Raw genomic sequence first — 17,778 nt, 5'->3', positions numbered from 1 at the left:
ATTGGCCACCCGAAGGACCTTGAGACAGAATACCCGGCGCGAAAATCAAGGCATTGCAGGATTGCGATCGCAACATCGTCCACTGCCCCGCACGATGGCCCCACACCGCTGCGACGAGAGTGTCCAGCGACGCTGTGCCATCGTGCGGCCCATTGCGACGACTGTTTACGATCTCGTCTCGTGTTGGGCATGAGCAGCCTGGCGTTGGCGCTTCCCAAGGACAGGCTACTCCAGCGCCTTTTATCGTGCTCCATTCCAAAGCGAATGCGAGCAAGGCTTCACGTCTTTGGCAGGCCCATCAGGCTGCCTGGGACAACCTGCGATGGCTGGTCTCGCGGCTGATCCGGAATTGCGCCACCAATCTGTTCAATTCGTTGGCTTCGGCTGCCAGGTTCTGTGCTGCGGCGTCTGACTCTTCGGCCATCGCCGCGTTTTGCTGGGTAACCTGATCCATCTCGCGAGCGGTCCCGTTGATCTGCAAAACAGTTGCAGACTGCTGAGCACTGCCTTGCGCGATCGTTTCAATCTGCGAGCGGATCTCAGACATGCGTTCAAGAATCCGTGTGAGGGCCATACCCGTATCGTTGACAAGCGCGACGCCTGTCTCGACTTGTGCGCCTGATTGCGAGATCAGGCTGCGGATGTCGGACGCAGCTTCCGCGCTGCGCTGGGCCAGCGCCCTGACCTCGCTCGCGACGACCGCAAAGCCCCTGCCCGCTTCGCCGGCTCGTGCCGCCTCGACGCCTGCGTTGAGCGCGAGCAGATTCGTCTGGAACGCGATCCCGTCAATCAAGGCAACGATCTGCGAAATCTCATTCGACGATGCTTCGATCGTAGCCATCGCCTGCGTTGCCTTGCCCACGATCTTGCTGCTGTCGCTTGCTTCGGCAAACGCCTGGTCAACCGAACCTTTCGCAATATCCGATCCGCTAGCGGTTTCACGCAGGAGGACCGACACCTGGTTCATGGCCGCAAGGGTTTCCTCGACATGCGCAGCTTGACGGACGTTACGCCGGGCAAGATCATGGGAAGCCGCTCCAATCTCCTGGGCGCCAGTGGAGACGCGCGCGGCCGAGCGCGAGACCTCCAACAAAGCATGGGCAAGCGTTTCGCTGCTTCGGTTGTAGGCGGTGCGTAGCCCATCAAGGCCGTCGACGAAGGGTTGGTCAATCCGACAAGTGAGATCGCCCTTGGCCAGGGCATCGAGTCCCAAGGATATCTGTTGAACGGCTTGCGCCTGATCCTGCTGCGCTTTCTCGCGCTCCAAAGCCGATTGACGAAACGCCTTGGCCGCCTTCTGGATTGCGCCGACTTCATCGTCGCGATCGACTGTCGTTTCCGCAGAGAAGTCGCCTTGCGTCATATCCTCGAGCTGTGTGGACAGCACCGAAAGCGGAGAAACCACCATCTGTCGCAGCATGCGAAGTGCCCAGGCCAGCAGCGCTGCAAAGAGGATCGAAAGGACGAGTATAAATATCTGGGACAGCGTGCCCAGGAATCTGGCATGGTCGTTTGCGTCGCGCGCCATGCTCTCGATACGGTCGGCAACCGTCTCTTGCTTCACTTCCAGTTGATGAAACACAGAGTCGAAACGGTCGAGGCGCTGCGCGGCCGATCCTGGATCCGTTTGCGTCAATTCGGCAATCTCGATCGAAGCGTGCGTGTAGGTACTCAGTTCCTCGCCAACGCCAGCCAACGCTATCGCAACATCGGGGGCAAGGTGCAGTTTTCGGTTGGCATCGATTTCCGATTGCATCTCCGCGCTGTAGTCACGGACCTCTTGTACAGCGGCATCGCGCCCCGGGATATCTGCCAGTGTCGTAAGGTACAAAGCCCTGTAGACTGATCCGCGAATGCCGTCATGAAGCATGTCTGCTTGCATATGATGTCGCATCGCCTCCGACGCGACCCGCTCCTGGTCGCCCGCTGCAACGAGGCTGTGTTCGATAAAGAGTGTTGCTCCGGCCTGGACCGCGAATGCACTAGCGATCGCAATGCCACCACGCTTTATCCGCATACTGATAGACATGGCCGTGCGCCTCGTTTCTGATATCGTTTGCAGAGGCCGCCGTTAGCGTGATCGGACTAACCATTCGGCAGCCGGCCGCTCCGACCGTTTGCTTATCCGCGTTTTCGCGCAAGTGCTGGCTGCCCTGAGCAACGTGCTGATTTCAAACAGGCCCAATCCTTAATGGCGTGTTCAGCATAAGGGATCGCATCATTCGAACCCGACCGGCCGCAAGACATTGCCGAGACCTGGAGCGCAACCCCTGTGACCTGCAGCTGGAATGGCGGACGCCGAGGCCAGGCTCCCCGCAAGAATCATTGCAGACCACCACGCCGCGCCTCAGCACCTGTTCATGACCTGCATGGTGGCGCCGATGGTCCCCGACGGCCCAAGCAACGGCGACTGGTCGCAACCTGCACGTGACCCGGGCCCCCGCTTCCGGACGGTGGCCCTGCGCTATCGTCGAGGGGGACAATATCTCGCGCAATAGCACGCGTTGGCCCCGATTTTCATTGAGGAAGCAAGTCCTGGCTCGCGCAAAGTCACGCCCTGCAAGCAATGACGAGATTACCAAAAGGACAATGTACTCCCCGCTGCAAGGTCATGCGGCTGCCAAGCAGCCGAGCGAACTGTCGGCGCATGTTGGCCCTGCTTGGCGCAGTCACCGATATCTTCAGGCTCGACGCATGTGCAAATTGGTTCCGGTCGTGCGCCATGGCCAGGGCGAGTGGCAACCACTCCGTTTGGTCAGGCCTTTCTAAAAGGCCAACTTTTCTATTGCAGAAAGCCAAAATGGTTGTTGTTGGTGAGTTTCCGGATGACCAAGTTCTAATTTCTTCTTGGCAGAATCTTGATGCTTTGGCATCAAATGCTGCCATGAAACGCGTCAGCAAGCGAGATCAGGTCCGGCTGGTAAATGAAATTGAGCTCTTGCTGTCTGATGAGATCGCTCCGGAAGTTCTCGGTTATTGGGTAATGCTCAACGAGCAGTCGCTCGTGAACTTGATGCGGCAAGGGCTCCCGGCAAAAACCTTTGAGTCCGCGTGACGCATTCCCCGATGCGGATTTGGGAATTGGCATAGCTGACGTTCCGCGCAACTAAAAAGCACACCCGTGCGCTCGACATGTCTTGGCTTTAATTAGGCCCAAAGTTCGTCATTTGCCGATGGCGTTATGCTTTGAAAGTGTCGTCTATGAGCGCCCGGTAACAGGCGGTCAAAAACCCGCCAGCGCTTGAGCCCTGACGTGTTGCTGCCATCAGCGCAAGCGACGCAGGTGACACGCGCAGGTCATTGCGCGCTGCGCGCAACGCGGATCACGCTGGCTTGGAGTGGCACATCCAAGACAATCGCTCCCCCGCCCTGGTTTCGACTGATTGATAGTGTGCCACCTATGCGAAACGTTGCAGCGCAAACCCGAGTAACGCAATTTCTGAGGCGGATCGTTGCTGTCTGGCCGGTGGCAGGCTGAACATCGCTCACGATATTGGTGAGTCTGGCTCGAAGGCCGACTGTGCCATAGTCGAGGGCGACAGGCAGTATGACAAGCACTTCGATGTCGAGTGGTTGGCGCCCATTGTTGCCTCGGTCATACGTTACGGTGAAACGGCCAGGCCCCGCCTGGTCCGGCCAGACCGAAGGCAAGACGTCCTCATCGATGACGGAACCGGTGGCGGTAACCGTTCGGCGGCCCTGGGCCGGTACGACCATGCTTCCAAACCGCAGTCTCTCCTGCTGCACGACCTCAAGGTCGCCAATCCGTGGCAGTTCCTGGGCCGACACCGATCGCGGCATGGCGGCAAGGTCGACCGCTGCTGCAAGACAGAGCAAACCCGGTTTGCGCATTGCGGTCGCAGGTCGCAGGGAAGTCTTCGACACCAGCATGTGGCAATTGTAAATCGGTGGCTGTCCGCCGCAAGGATAAACGAGCCCTACCGTCAGCATGGCAACGCAGCGCCAATGCCGCGTTTCGGGATCAGAAAATTCTTAGCGGAACGGGTAAATTTGAACTTAATAAAAGTGCCTTTCTCTGCGCGCAGGGTAATGGTGTCCTTAGATTTCAATCGCTTGCAATAAGATAATCCCACTTTTTTGCTGCTTTGGCACAGCAAAATAAGTAAATTCCCTAAGGGAAGCACTGTAGGACGACCGCCCGGTGCTTGTTAACCCGGGAATGTGATTTTCCCTTAGGCGATGCCGAAGCGGGCATGCTGGAGGGAAACGTTATGTCGCTGATGGAAAAGCTGGTTATTGAACGGACCGACTTCACAGGTACAGTTGTGGGCTTCCCGACAATTGGAAAAGCCATGGCAGCAACCGCCGACGGTCTTGGCGAGGCTCCCGAAGCCTTCGTCCGGTTGACGGTTCACATCGTTTCTAGAAATGAACAGGAGCGTGCCCAGATGGCACGGCTTGTCTTTTCCCTGGGCCACCATGCCGAAGTCTACACCGACATCGAGGAGCTCGTGGAGCATGCACCGACAAGCGGGGTTGTCCTGGCGCGAGAAACCGAGGACGGCTTCTGCCCTGCAGTCGTTGAACGCCTTACCGCTTGCGGACTTTGGCTCCCGCTCCTCGGGTTTGCCGAACAGCTGAGCATCGACGCGGTTGTCCGGGGGTTGAAGTCCGGCGTGCTCGATTACCTGGTCGGCGCTGCCTCCACCGCACAAATCGCGCGCAAGCTTCAGTCCTGCCATGCCGAGGCACTTGAAATCCTCGAAGCTCAGCAGCACAAAGCTGAAGCGCGGCGCCAGGTGAAGCGCTTATCGCACCGCGAATTCGAAGTTTTGTCACACCTGGCCAAGGGGTGTTCGAACAAGGAAATCGCCCGGGCCCTCGAAATCAGCCCGAGGACTGTGGAAATCCATCGCATGAAAATGATGGGAAAGATCGGTGCGCACCACTGCGCCGAGGCCATCCGCATATACCTGGAGGCGTCAAACCAGGTCTGACGAATTGGTCAAAGCCGCGCAAGAATTGAGGGCAGGAATCTTGAATCAGGGAAGGGTGCGACCCGACCTTCAAGAGTTGCGAGACCGGGTCACCGCCCCCTTTGGCATCCATGGTGCTTGGCTCTCGCAACAAAACCTCGAAGGTCCCTGCCATGTGCAAGTGCTATGGCTACACGACCTTGGCAGATGTTTGGTTGGCAGGTCACTGGTGCGGCATCCGCAGTGCGAGCATGGTTGGTTCCGGCGGCCTGTCGAGGCGGTCAATGATGGCTTGTCTGTTGGCTGGCAGGCTCGGTTTCGGTGGTGGGTCCGCAATTCTTTCTTCCCCCCTCCATCGCCTGCTTGAGGCGAAGTGACTGGAGGAAGGCGAGAGCGATCATGGACATCAGTGCGTGTCGGTGCAGACCTGTCCATGTCCGCCCCTCGAACTGGTCGAGGCCGAGCTCTTCCTTGAGTTGCTGATGGGCCTTCTCGCAGACCCAGCGTGCCTGTATGGCGCCGGCCAGGTGCTTGATCGGCGTGTCGGCAGGCAGGTTGGAGAGGTAGTACTTGCGCTCGCCTGTCGAACAATGTTCTCCGACCAGCCAGACTTCCCCGCCAGGCAGATGCTGGGCGCCCATATCGTGGATACGCTGCGGCGGTCCGTTTGCGACCCGCACGCGCATTGCGGCAAAGCAGGCAGCGAGCTTGTCCTCGTTGCCACGCCGCCAACTGACCTGGCGCCACTTTGCTGCCTCCAGCGTGGTCTGTGCCGATACCGAAGTAACGTCGGGTATCGCATTCTTTCTCGGGCGTCCGCGACCGGCAACGGGAAAGATCATGCTGACGTCGGCAGGGTAAACCTTTTGCTTGAACGAAATGCCCACAGCCCAGGCGAGGCCTCGCTCACTCAGGCCCTGCCGGAAGGATGCGGAGAGGCCGTATTCAGCATCGGCAAGGACACAGCCGAAGCGAACGCCTGCGGCACGGATCCTGTCGATCTCGGCCAACGCGATCTCATGTTTGGTCCGGTACGCTCGCAGCTCTTCTGGAACCCCGGCGCGCTTCAGGCGAGCCGCATCGCTCGTCCAGCTCTCGGGCAGGAACAGGCGCAAGCCCACCATCACTGGCACCTTGCGCGATGCCAGCGTTACCGACACGAGCGTCTGGCAGTTGGCGTTCTTGCCGAGCACCGAGGCATACTGCGGCGCCACGCCAACCGAATGCTGCCCTTTCTTGGGCAAGGCCGTATCGTCGATGATCAACCAGGCATCGTCACCACCAACCAGTCGGTCCGCCTCGGCAAGCAACGCCGCCTCAAGCGGAGCTTCGTCCCAGACGCCGCTGCCGACAAAGTGATGAAGCCGGTCGTAGCTGACCTCGTCGTCCCGTGCCGCCATGGGCTGGACACTCTTGCGGTCACCCGGCCCGATCAGCCCCGCGATGTAAGCCGGGCACATCCGACGCCGCGTCTTGTTCCGTAACGCCGAGGCGAACGGCGCAAGCCACGTCTCCAGTTCCTGCCGCCAATTTGCTTCCATCACCAGCCTCCAGAAAAGCTGGCTCCCTTTGAATCAGTGATTTCCCGCCTTGGGAATCCCAAAGATCGCATTTTCTGCCAAAGTAGTGCTAGTAAAAAAGCAGCATAAACCTCGGATCGGGACGCAATGCCCCCCACCCCCGCGACAGGGTAGTTGCAGGCGGCCGGCGTCGATGCCGTTTTACTAGGGTCGCTCACCGTGCATGCCAGTCCAGCACGTCCTTACGAGGCAAGGCGATCGTGCTGCCCAGCTTTGGCGAAAAACCCCGGATCATGTCATCGCATCTGCTCCAGTTCATCAGCACCTGCCAGGCAGGGGCAGCGTCATTGCGTGCGACGAGGAAGTGCATAACACTGCCCGACATCGCCAGTGCCTCGAATTGACTGCAGCCATCAGCTTGCCGCGCTAGCCAATCCAGCTTTCCGTGTACCATGGTTTGAAGGTCGGCCAGGCTCTTGCGCCGCTGTTCGAGATACGCCATTTCGAAGTCACCCTGCCCCATGGCCTTTTCGACGAGATGCTGTGCCTCATCCACCCAATGCAGGGTGTCATGAAACTGGTGCTTCAGCGCATCGGCAGTCTTGTCCCCGCGCAAAAAGACGAGAACATCACGCTCCAGCCTCAGGGCGATTTTCGCAAACTCAGTGTCGCCTACTCGTAAATCCCTCTCGGCCCGGGACCTGGCACACATCGGCGCTTGCACTGGGCGTGGATTGCGAAAAAGCACGTCCCACCAGTGCGCCCGCGCAGCCGTGACTGCTGCGACCATCACTTTGCGAAGAGATCTGCCGTGCGGGTGTTGCGCGAGCCGATCCAGCGGCCAGGTCTTGCTTGCTTGCCCTTCGATCATGAACTTGCCCTTTGTGCAGCCCAAGGCGTGTTCTGATCCTACACCAATTGAAACATGGTTAATGCCTGCCGGACGATTACGTCCGGATTGCCGCCTTTGTACCCGCGATCGGAAGAGGCCTGCTTCAGACCCGGCGCAGGGTTTCGATGGCAGGCGGCAGTGTCTGCACGAGATGCATTCGGGAAACCTCCCATTGGCCCTGCTTGGCAGTGGTAGTCCGGAACTCTTGCAACGCCTGCAAACTGTCTTTCGCAAGCACTTCGTCGAACTTGACGCCGAATTTGCGATCCCGCACCCACTGGACAATGCCGGACTGTTCCTGCCCTGAGGGCAAGGCGACGAACAGTCGGGTTCCAACCGCAAGGATGCGTTCGAATGTGGATGCACAAAGTCCACCATGCGATACGTTATGGATGACTGCACTAAACTCGCCGCAATCGGCGATTCTGAAATGGGTTGGGACAAGTCCACGTACGCGGACGGGATCCTCACGTACATCCTGCGGTGGCGTCTCGGGCGAAATGTCCATCTGACCTTCCCACACCCTTGTGCGAAAGAATATTTGTACTGCCTGAAATCTTAACAGGTCCCAAATTTCATTCCGATGAGTGCTTTTATAACGTGCAGGCACTTCTCTGAAAATTTGAAGATTGGCTGCGGCCCGAAGACGGGCGGCGGCGCCGCCCATTCGCTCATCGATTGAACCTTGACCTCCCTACTGTCGTTGACAGGAAAGCGCAGACCAGGTCTCCATCACGCCGGGTGCGGATGACGGTTCATCCGAGTATGTTATGGAGAACGCGCCACGAGACGAACGCGATCCCCCCGAGAAAAAGGACCAGCAGCGCAGCGAATTCAAGCTTCAATCGCACGAAAGTCCTCCCGACATTTGGCCAAACAAGCGAACATTGAACCAAGCGCAGCATGCTCCGATCGCTCGATGTCCCAATCGACTTGCGGTCAGCGCGCGCCTTGCCTCAATCGATTTTGCGCGCACTGAGCGAAGGCTTGCAGCTTGGTCATTGTGCCCCACCCTTCGGAAAGCCCGCATCTCTTGGAGCCCTTTGGCGCTCGTCTTGCAGGAAAGTGGTCGCAGCGCCGTCACCAGCTTGCGAAACACAGAGACGGCCGGAGTCGCAAGCTCCCGATCCAGCCTGACGCCGCAATCGGGAGGTCACGAGGCTGCTTGTCCCATCCCGGGATGGTCGATCGAAGAATGACCGTAGCATCCCCTATCGCACGGACACCCGAAATTTGCCAGATTGACCTTCAAGGTCGTGGCTCTTCTGGACCACGATTGCAGGACACCCCGGACGTGATCGGATCGCACTGGCATTGCCTTATCATCGGCCCGGCATTTCTCCTGGCGATTACCAAAAGCGCTTATGCCGCCCAGGTTCCGGGTGTCGCAAATGCAGAAATCGTCGATCCCGTCGCAATAGCAAGCGTCAGTGCATTGCCGGAAGACGACAAAGGCAAAACACGCCCACGATGCAGTCCCATGCCAGCCTGCCACGACCTGCGTTCGAGGGGGCTTGAGGTCACCAATGGTACGGATCGCAGTTGGCACCTCCTGACTCCCGGCGGATTTTCAAGGTCTGCCATCGTCGCTTTTGAGTGACGACTGATCGCGCTGGAAGGCAAGCTCTCCCCTTGCAATGAGCGCTCGCAAGTCCGGAAATTTAAAGACGTTAGCCGAGACGGCAACTGCGTTCCCGGTCAGGCCAGGGCGCATGACACGCGCGCCAGCTGCGATTCCATGTTGTTGAGTTGATCGTGTGTTTATCGCAATAACGACATCAGGTCAGATACTTAGGGTCTGACCGAACAGTCTGGCGCCATTGCCCCTTTTTCCGCAGAATTGCTGCCTTGCGGTGGATAACTGCTTGTTAAGATCTACGCGCTAACCCTTAGTGGAAGGACATAGGGATCTGTCCTCAGACGGTAAGCATACCATGCATGTTGCAGATCATCTGATCCCGGCAAAGAGGGTTAACAGGATGAAGTCGTTCGTCATTGCTGCGGTTTCTGCCGCTCTCGTTTCGTCGCCGGCATTTGCCGCCGGGAACACCGCCACTACTTCAGGCACCGCCACTGCCACCGTGATCGCACCGATCACGCTGCAGCACACGAGCGGCGCCTCGCTCAACTTCGGCAAGTTTACCACGGGCACGGGTGGTTCCGTGACCGTCTCGTCGTCCGGTTCGGGTTCTGCCTCGGGCGACGTAACTTTCGTCAGCGGCAACGCCAACTCCGCGGACGGTTTTGCCGTGACCGGTGAAGCGAACCGGACTTTTGCTATCTCGACGACCGGCGGGACGGTCAGCAACGGTGCCGCTTCGATGACCTTTACCACCTCCCCCTCGGCGGCCACCGGGTCATTGAGCGGCACCGGTACTGCAAGCTTTGCAGTTGGCGGCACGCTCACTGTCGCGGGCACCGAGACTGCCGGAAGCTACACCGGCTCCTACAACGCGACGGTTACCTACAACTGACCTTCGTTTGTTCAGGCTGGCGTTAGTGCAGTCTGGCAAGTTTCAACTCGCCATCTTCATCTGAGACTCGGCAAGGATCTCCCCGTTCCTTGCCGCCTTTCCCGGGGGGATCATGCGTACGTCAAAGTGGCTTCAAAGCTTTGCTGTGATTGCCTGCGGCGTGTGCTGGTCCTCCGTGGCGCACGCCGACACGCGTGCAGGATCGGCAAGAGCTTTGGTGGTCGCCTCACTTCAGGTGGCAGAGATAGACAACTTGCGTTTTGGCCGGTTTTTCCAGCCGACGTCGGCGGGCAACCTCACCATCTCGGCCACGGGGACAGTGACGGGAACTGGCGGAATGTCCGGCGCCCCTGCCACGGTGCAATTCTCTGGCGGGCGGGGAGCGGGTCATTTCCTCGTCTCCGGCGAGCCGGGTCGCAGCTTTCGGGTAAATCTCCCCAACCGGATAGATATCTCGAATGGCGCGGCAACGATGCGCGTCAGCAATTTTACCGACAACGTGCCGTCAAGCGGCACTAACCTGAGCGCCAGCGGAACCTTTACAATAGCTGTGGGTGCACGTCTTCAGGTCGCTGGCGCCCAGGCGGTCGGCAGATACAGCGGCCAGTACACCCTGACGGTTTTTTACGACTAAACCAAATCCACAGATTTCGATGCCAAGAGGACGACTGTATTCCCTCTTAAATCATACAGTTAATTCGTTGTGTCCATAACGGACCAAAGAAGACGCGTCTGAAGACGTTGCCAAGCTTAGGTATTTGTCCGTAATCCTTGTCAAGGCTCGGTCTTGCATAGGATTTTGGCTTACATGCGTGTGACCTCGACCCTTTCGGCCGGATGGGGTGCGATGGCCCTGCTCGCTTCGTGCACACCCGTCTTCTGTCAGGAAGCGCCATCTGTGGGGCCATCCTTGCCCACAGGCGCAGTGAGCGGCCTTGGCGACATCAACCTTTACCCGAAGAGACTGGTCTTGACCGACCGCGACCGGATCGGAACGATCGGGGTGTACAATCGGACCGCTGTAACCGGCGAGTACGAGATATCCATAAACGACAAGATCATGCGCCCTGACGGGAGCATCATCGACCTCGCGGACGAAGAGCCTTCCGCGATCCCCGCCAGCTACCGGCCAGCCAGCACGATGCTGAAATGGTCGCCGCGCAATGTCCAGCTCCCCGGCAACGAGTCCCAGACCGTCCGGATCATGCCGCGCTTGCCGGCGCAGCTGCCTGCCGGTGAATACCGGGCACACTTCACGATTATCGCCGTGCCCCCGGTCAATTCGGACACGGATTCGATCGAGGCGGCAACCGGGCAACAAGCGTCCACAGGAATCGGGGTGCAAATCCTGCCACGCTTTGGCATTACGATCCCGGTTATCGTGCGCGTCGGCCAGACCACGCTGCAATCAGGCATAAGCGATATCCGCCTCAGCGAAGCACCTGACGGACGCAAAGCCATTTCAGTGACCCTGACGCGAGAGGGCACACGGTCCGCATTCGGCGATATCGTCATCACGACGACCGGAACGACTAAGCCAGTGGCCATTGTCCGCGGGGTTGGTCTCTACACCGAAATCACGTCAAGGACGGTTCTCGTGCCCGTTGATCCATCGCTTCCGGCCAATATGCTGCATGCAGGGGTCCCGCTGTCTGTAAGCTATGTCGACGATGACTTTGCGCCCGGGACAGTGCTTGCGCGCAGGGACTACCGCATACCGTGAAACGGCCAAGGTTGCGAGATGCCGCGGTTGTAACTGGCGCAGGCTCCGTTCTCGCAGTGGGCGCGGTCCTTCTCGACGGCGAGGACAGCCAGGTGTCTTCAGACGTTCGGCCTGTCGATGCCACCCGCGTAACGCTACGGCCATCAATGCCTTCTGTCGCATTCGCCAATCGTGCAAGCGGGAGGCGCGATAGCTCGCCTCGCACGGCGACAGTCGGCAACTCGCGCAAGCCCGGCTCCGGCAATGCAACTCGTGCCGTTGATGATCCGGCACCAACGTCCCGAGCGCAACGCCGCAGAAGCGGCCATTCCGAGCCGGACCAGAGCGGCGCGAACATGGAGCCTGATGTCGAAGGCGCTTTCGGCCGGACCGCTGGCGATGACAGAGCGCAACCCGCGCTGCTACCTGCCACCAATATGCCCTTGTCAGGGCCCATGCGCGCCTCAGGCCGCGACACGGCAGAGACCATGCGCTCCGTGGAGCGAGCTGAACCAGGAGAACGTCCTGGCGACCTTGCGGGAAAGGGCGCCGCGTTACCAATCGGGTTATCAGCCCCGATCGAACCTGAGCGGCCGGCTGCCCAATCGCCGTCCAAGTTTCCTCCCGATCCGGAGGATGAAAGTTCCGACGCTCCGGTTGGCGATCTGCCCAAGGCGGAAGCAGAAAGTCTCTTGAGCGCAAGCCCGCCGGACGAACCTGCGCTATCGCACAGCGCGGATGAGAAGAACAGGAAAGGGAATTCCCGCAGCGCCGTAGACCCCGACCTGCTCCCGCAAACCGGCAGCGCCGGTACGCCGCTGGACAGTCCCGGACGCGACGCTGACGCTTCGGCTCTTGCTGCGGTTCCCTTGCCAGTTCCGCTCTTTGGTTCCCCCTCCCCTCGTTCCGCAGCGGAACCGGAGGCAGCCAACGCCTCTGTCCAGGATCAGCAAGCTTTGCCCCGCCCGGGGTTTTCGATCTTCGAAGATGCCGATCCGCGCCCCGAATCGCGCGCGACGGTGTCCTCCGACCACCACACCGTGCCATTGTCCGAACCAAATGTGTCCGACTCCGGGGACAAGGCCTTCCCAAACGGCATGCCGACAGAAATGAGGCCGTCCGAGCCTGCGTCGGGTCCTCGGCCGCGCATCTCGATGCCCTGGGACAACGCGGGCGCAAAAGGCGAAGCGGTCGGGACGCCGAAGGAAGAAGATGCGGGATCTGACGTCATCGATCCGCTTGCCTGGGATAAGGTCTCTCGTCGGGCAATTCCCGCTCCGGAAAGTCGCTCGGCACCGCGGTTGGCAAAAGCCTCAACGCAGATGTCTGGAGGCGGAACTTCCAAATCAGTAGGACCATTGCCGGCGCCTGCCTTCGGGTTTTCGCCCCCATTGCAGAGCGATAAATGTCCTGGGGCCTGCCCGCAGGCCGGCGGAGGCGAACCCGAACCGGCAAGCGCTTCACTTTCGCATGCGCAACGCGCGGACTTGCCAGCACTGCCAGGGTTGCAGCAGGCGTCTCGCGGCAAGCCGCCGGTCATCACATACGATGACGAACTCATCCTTGCCTTTCGCGTCACATCTGGCGAATTCGACGAGACGATCTCAGGGTACGGCACGCGCCAGGGACTGTATCTTCCGTTCGGTGAAATTGCCCGGCTGCTCGATCTGGCCATTCCGGTCAGCGATGACGGGCATTACGCCAGCGGCTGGTTCATCGAGCCAAATCGCACCTTGTCGATAAACCTGCGCGAGAGATCACTCGTACTCCAGGATTGCCATATAGCGCTCGATCCGGCAGATGCGGTCGCCTTCGACGGCGAGCTCTATGTCCGGTCGGACCTCTTCGCTCGCCTGCTCCCCCTGTCGCTGAAGGTGGATCTGCGCGACCAGGCCGTGCTTGTAACGACACTGGAGGTCTTCCCTTTTCAGGCTCGTCTCAAGCGCGATGAGATGCGCGATCGTCTCGCTGCGCGCCAGACAGCGCAGCCTTCCGATAGCTGGCCACGCGACCCTGCGCCTTGGCACCTTGCAACCTATCCGATCATGGACATGGAAGCGCGAGCGGTCAGTGACGACGTCTTCGGCCCGCGGGGTGAATATGAGTTGCGCGCCGCTTCCGACTTGGCCTTCCTGACCGCGCGCGCCTATCTCGAGGCGACGACCCGCGATGGCGTTACCGGAGCGCGGTTGGAGTTGGGTCGGCGCGACCCGGACGGACACCTGCTGGGGCCGCTCGCTGCGACCCAGTTCGGCATCGGAGACGTGACCACCTTCGCACAACCTATCGGCTTGCGTTCGATTGCCGGCCGCGGCCTGTTTGTCTCGAGCGCCCCCCTCGAGCGCACATCCATCTTTGACCGGATCGACGTGCGCGGCGCTCTGCCGGACGGATACGAAGTCGAGCTCTACCGCAACAATGTGCTGATCGGATCGACCCGATCTGCGATCAATGGCCAATACGCGTTCCTGCAGGTGCCGCTCGACTTTGGCAGCAATGTCATGCGACTTGTGTTCTACGGCCCGCAAGGTCAGACCCGCGAGGAAACAAGGCATCTCAGCGTCGGAGATGGTCGTCTGGGTTCAGGCGAGCTGACTTATGAAATGGCGATTGCGCAAGAAGACGTCACGCTTTTCGGAGTCCGGGCCCCAGGCGTCCTGCCTTCTGCCGATGAGGGCCAGTGGCGCGCCGTCTCCGGACTTGCTTTTGGTCTGTCCAGCAGATTGACAATTGCTGGCGGCCTTGCCGCGACATGGGGCCGCAGATCACCCTTGCCTGGCCTTGCCGGCAATCTGGGGCTGCGCAGCGAAGTCGCAGGCTTTCCCGTGAAGCTGGACGCAGCCTGGCAAGGCAGAAGCAGCTGGGGCCTGCGCGGCGCCATCGCCGGTACAGTCGGTCCCTTTGCGCTCGCGCTTTCGCATGCCGAATATGGCGGCTCCTTCATCGACGAAATACAGTCATTTTCAACAAGCCCTCTGCGCCGATCTTCCAGCCTGGATGTAAACGGGCTCCTTCCTGTCGGCGCCGGCGGCCTGCCGATCATCGGGCGCTACGCACAGCGCACTTTCGCCGATGGTCGATCTTATGCCGAAGGCGCCTTGCGCACCTCACTCCGCCTGGGAACAGCCTTGCTCACCCCTGCCCTCGACTATTCGCGCAGCCGCAGCGAAAACCTGTCTTCCAGTCAATGGCTCGGCAATTTCGACCTCGCAGTTTTTGCAGGCAGGAAAACCAGAGTGCGTGCCGGGTTCGGGATCAATCTTTCGGGCGGTGCCCGGATGACAACTGTCGCCACCGAGATCGACCGCCAGATATCTACGCGAAATGCCCTGCGGTTGAGCGCATCTCACAGCTTCGACGCGCACGCGACGACGTTCGGCCTTTCCGCAAGCCATGAGTTTGCCAAGATACGCTTGGCGCTTGATGCATCTTACACAACCCCTACGCGATCCTACATTGTCGGTATCAGGCTGTCCTCAGGTTTCCTCCGCACACCTTTTGACGGACGCTGGAGACTGCAGCCACCGGGCCTGTCAGGCGGCGGGCTCCTTGCCGCAAGGGTCTTTGACGACGCCAACGCCAATGGCCTTCCCGATTTCGGTGAACGCCCTCTACCTGACGCCCATGTTCTTGTCGGTGGGCGCGACGCGCAGTCCGATGACGAGGGCCTGGCCCTTGTCGCAGGACTTGGCGACGGCTCTCGCACGGTCGTTCAGGTCGATCCTGACAGCTTGCCGGACATCGCCATGGCACCGGCGCGTCGCGGCGCGACTTTTATCGCTCGTGCAGGCCGGATACAGGCCACGCAACTTGCCATCGTCACGCTGCAGGACATCGATGGGCAGGCCGTCTTCGCCGATGGAATGGCGACCCGGGGCGTATCGGGCTTGCGCGTCCGTCTTGTTGCCGAAAACGGGACAGCAATCGCTGTAACGAGAACGAGGGCCGGAGGGTCGTTCCTGTTTGAGCGGATCGCGCAAGGCCGCTACCGCGTCGAACTGGTCTCCGAACAGGCAGAGCAACTCGGCATCAGGCTCTTGCAGACTGCCCCCGTAATTGTCCGAGGAGAGGGCTCGGTCTCCCGGGTGTCGTTATTGCTCGGAAGAGCAGCGCATTAGAACGTTTTTCTCACGAACTCACTCGCCGGGATTCGCTCCGCAACTGCGTTGTAATTCATGTGTGAGCGCCCGCAAGAGCTTTGATATGGCGGCCTGGACAGCGTGTCTATGGCTACAGCAAACTGTATGATTATCTGCTCAATCGCGGCGATAACTGCTGCGCCAATCGCATTGCTTGGTTGACCAGGCGGGCGGATAGCAAAGTGCAGACTGGCTACAAGCCCCTGCCGGGATTTGTAGTGGCAATCCGTCCCCGGGGTTCGAAAAACCTCGAATACCCGGTCCGACGATGGTGCACCCGACCGGGCCTGGTGACGGACATCACCTGCATTCACACCCTGAAGGGCTTCGCCTATTTGGACGTCACAATCGACCTCTATTCCCGTTGCGTGGCGGGCTAGTCGATGCAGGAACGGCAGGCCACCGATGGTGCTGGAGTTGCACATGGCGGTATGGCGCCGCAAGCCAAAGCAACGGGTTCTGATCCACTTGGACTAGGGCTCGCAGTTTATCAGCAGGGACTGTGACGCGCTCATCCGAGCTCATAATTTTGCGCATTCGATGGGCCGGCGCAGCAATTGCCATGACAACGCCGTGGCGGAGAGCTTCTCCTCGTCGCTCAAGCAAGAGCGTGTCCGGCGCCGGACTTACAAAACCCACGAAGAAGCCCGGCAAGACCTGCTCGATCATGTCGTGATGTTCTACAGCCCGGGTCGCAAGCAGGTTAGGCAAAGAATGCTGTCGCCTGTCGAGTTCGAACGGTAGCAGATTTTGAAAGCGGAAGGCGTCTAGAAAACTAGGGGATAGTGACCCCGACTATCCCGTTTATGGGTTCACGACTTGCTTTTGCAATCCGCAGCCTCGCCAACCGTCGGTAGCAAGGCGAGCAGTCGCCCGAGAGCCTCAGCTTGCTAGTCTTACTGGTGGAACCCGGCCCGCGAGCGGCTAAGAGCGCGTCGATGCTGTTTTGGCCGCTGTCCGCCAAGATCTCAGCAAGCATCACCGCTACCGTTTCCCAGAACTCGGCTTCGCGCCATTGCCGGAACCGTCAACGTCGACTCTCCACCTTGACCGCTGGCAATCATCCAATCGCGCTTTCCTGAGCACATCGGTCCAAAGCAGCGGCTTGAACCGAGACCACTGCTCATCGGGAAAACAAGAGAAATCAGACATCTCACTGCCTCCTCGTTGAGGCAATGAATGACAATCGGTGTCGCAATTAGGAACTATTTAACGCGGATAATAATGACGCTGTCAATATTATTGAATTAAGCCTTTTGACTTAAAACAGCCATGCCTATTACGCTAAGCCAAGAAAACATCGAAAGTGTGGCGATAATTGCAAGCCTGCTGCGGATCGAAAAAACTTTTTCAACACTGCTTTGATTAAGATCCCTATTGGCAAATAGCGAGATTATCTGAGTGCCGCTAAACGCGCTACCCAGCACCTCATGTCCGAGCTTTTTTTCGAACTCGATCCCGTAGTCGTTTTGACGTTGATTTATGATTCTGCCGTTGACGGAACCAGCTCCACCTAAGCCTACTACCACATCAGTGCCTAGAGGAAGCTCCCGACTTGTGGTGATGCGGCAGCCAAACGCGGAGATGTCCCGAACGTCTACAATGATTTCTGCCCTGATCTCGGTGAAGCGCACGGAACTCTTTTGGCCGATTTCCTTACGACCACCGCTACGCCGATCGACATTTGCTGCTTGATGCGCTGACTGAGTTACACTTTTCGCCATACCGAGTTTCCCCCTGAATTGTAAATTCAGTCTCGCATAAGAGATATTAAAATAGTTTTACCAAAGCATTCACAAGACTAGGAATTTTCGTCTGCCACGCCTTTTTCCCTGCTTTTATGACGATTTTCATCGCGTGCCGAAAAGACGAACCTTTTGGACGAATGATATGATTAACAAAAAACTAAGCAAGGAAAAGTTTAATCAATTAAATCTCCACGAACCGGCTCTATGTTAGATTCTTGCTTCGATCATTTTTGAGATAAGCTAGCGCTCTCGGACGGCTAATCACTTTTGACCTGCCATGGGGCTTTCCTCCAACTGGGATTAGAGCTGAGCCGTTTTTTGATCCGACACCATTTTCTGGACCACTCCGGGTTGGAGTTTCCCGGT

The 17,778-nt window shown here is 59.0% G+C and carries 14 protein-coding genes; 8 read left to right on the top strand and 6 right to left on the bottom strand.

Annotated features, from left to right (window positions below; translation table 11 throughout):
- Nucleotides 1-298: 298 nt before the first annotated feature.
- Complete coding sequence (locus AC2A04_RS16400) at nt 299-2,029, bottom strand: methyl-accepting chemotaxis protein (protein ID WP_484213441.1); 1,731 nt, start codon at nt 2,027-2,029, stop codon at nt 299-301.
- Nucleotides 2,030-2,647: 618 nt separating this feature from the next.
- Between AC2A04_RS16400 and AC2A04_RS16395 the strand changes: the two genes are divergently transcribed.
- A complete protein-coding gene (locus AC2A04_RS16395) occupies nt 2,648-3,055 on the top strand; it encodes a hypothetical protein (RefSeq protein ID WP_484213440.1) in 408 nt (135 codons plus the stop codon).
- Nucleotides 3,056-3,297: 242 nt separating this feature from the next.
- Here AC2A04_RS16395 and AC2A04_RS16390 read toward each other — a convergent pair whose 3' ends face one another.
- Nucleotides 3,298-3,891: a DUF4402 domain-containing protein gene (locus AC2A04_RS16390; RefSeq protein WP_484213439.1), complete on the bottom strand. Its 594-nt coding sequence runs from the start codon at nt 3,889-3,891 to the stop codon at nt 3,298-3,300.
- Between the two features lie 341 nt (nt 3,892-4,232).
- Here AC2A04_RS16390 and AC2A04_RS16385 point away from each other — a divergent pair, with 341 nt between their 5' ends.
- Nucleotides 4,233-4,958, top strand: a complete 726-nt coding sequence (locus AC2A04_RS16385) for a response regulator transcription factor (RefSeq protein WP_484213438.1) — start codon at nt 4,233-4,235, stop codon at nt 4,956-4,958.
- Between the two features lie 260 nt (nt 4,959-5,218).
- Here the strand turns inward: AC2A04_RS16385 and AC2A04_RS16380 are convergent, their stop codons facing one another.
- From AC2A04_RS16380 to AC2A04_RS16370, 3 genes are all read right to left on the bottom strand, one after another.
- Complete coding sequence (locus AC2A04_RS16380) at nt 5,219-6,478, bottom strand: IS701 family transposase (protein WP_484213437.1); 1,260 nt, start codon at nt 6,476-6,478, stop codon at nt 5,219-5,221.
- A gap of 193 nt (nt 6,479-6,671) precedes the next feature.
- On the bottom strand, nt 6,672-7,328 hold the full coding sequence (locus AC2A04_RS16375; protein WP_484213436.1) for a hypothetical protein: 657 nt from the start codon (nt 7,326-7,328) through the stop codon (nt 6,672-6,674).
- 124 nt (nt 7,329-7,452) lie between these two features.
- Nucleotides 7,453-7,857 carry a PilZ domain-containing protein gene (locus AC2A04_RS16370; protein WP_484213435.1) on the bottom strand — a complete coding sequence of 135 codons (405 nt, stop codon included), beginning with the start codon at nt 7,855-7,857 and terminating at the stop codon, nt 7,453-7,455.
- Nucleotides 7,858-8,544: 687 nt separating this feature from the next.
- On the opposite strand from AC2A04_RS16370, the gene AC2A04_RS16365 reads away from it, so the two are divergent.
- The 6 genes from AC2A04_RS16365 (at nt 8,545) to AC2A04_RS16340 (ending at nt 16,408) form a co-directional block, all read left to right on the top strand.
- Complete coding sequence (locus tag AC2A04_RS16365; protein ID WP_484213434.1) at nt 8,545-8,949, top strand: hypothetical protein; 405 nt, start codon at nt 8,545-8,547, stop codon at nt 8,947-8,949.
- Nucleotides 8,950-9,328: 379 nt separating this feature from the next.
- Complete coding sequence (locus AC2A04_RS16360; RefSeq protein ID WP_484213433.1) at nt 9,329-9,823, top strand: DUF4402 domain-containing protein; 495 nt, start codon at nt 9,329-9,331, stop codon at nt 9,821-9,823.
- Nucleotides 9,824-9,998: 175 nt separating this feature from the next.
- Nucleotides 9,999-10,457, top strand: coding sequence for a DUF4402 domain-containing protein (locus AC2A04_RS16355; protein ID WP_484213432.1), 459 nt, complete (start codon nt 9,999-10,001; stop codon nt 10,455-10,457).
- Between the two features lie 336 nt (nt 10,458-10,793).
- On the top strand, nt 10,794-11,546 hold the full coding sequence (locus AC2A04_RS16350) for a hypothetical protein (protein WP_484213431.1): 753 nt from the start codon (nt 10,794-10,796) through the stop codon (nt 11,544-11,546).
- Between the two features lie 1,484 nt (nt 11,547-13,030).
- Nucleotides 13,031-15,643, top strand: a complete 2,613-nt coding sequence (locus tag AC2A04_RS16345) for a hypothetical protein (protein WP_484213430.1) — start codon at nt 13,031-13,033, stop codon at nt 15,641-15,643.
- A gap of 561 nt (nt 15,644-16,204) precedes the next feature.
- Nucleotides 16,205-16,408, top strand: a complete 204-nt coding sequence (locus AC2A04_RS16340; protein WP_484213429.1) for an IS3 family transposase — start codon at nt 16,205-16,207, stop codon at nt 16,406-16,408.
- Nucleotides 16,409-16,911: 503 nt separating this feature from the next.
- Here AC2A04_RS16340 and AC2A04_RS16335 read toward each other — a convergent pair.
- Nucleotides 16,912-17,388, bottom strand: coding sequence for a PilZ domain-containing protein (locus AC2A04_RS16335; protein WP_484213428.1), 477 nt, complete (start codon nt 17,386-17,388; stop codon nt 16,912-16,914).
- Between the last annotated feature and the right edge of the window lie 390 nt (nt 17,389-17,778).

Source organism: Novosphingobium sp. HNCC26DJ243, assembly GCF_057180545.1.
Note: the sequence above shows the minus strand (reverse complement) of the source record. Positions and strands in the feature narration are given on the sequence as shown.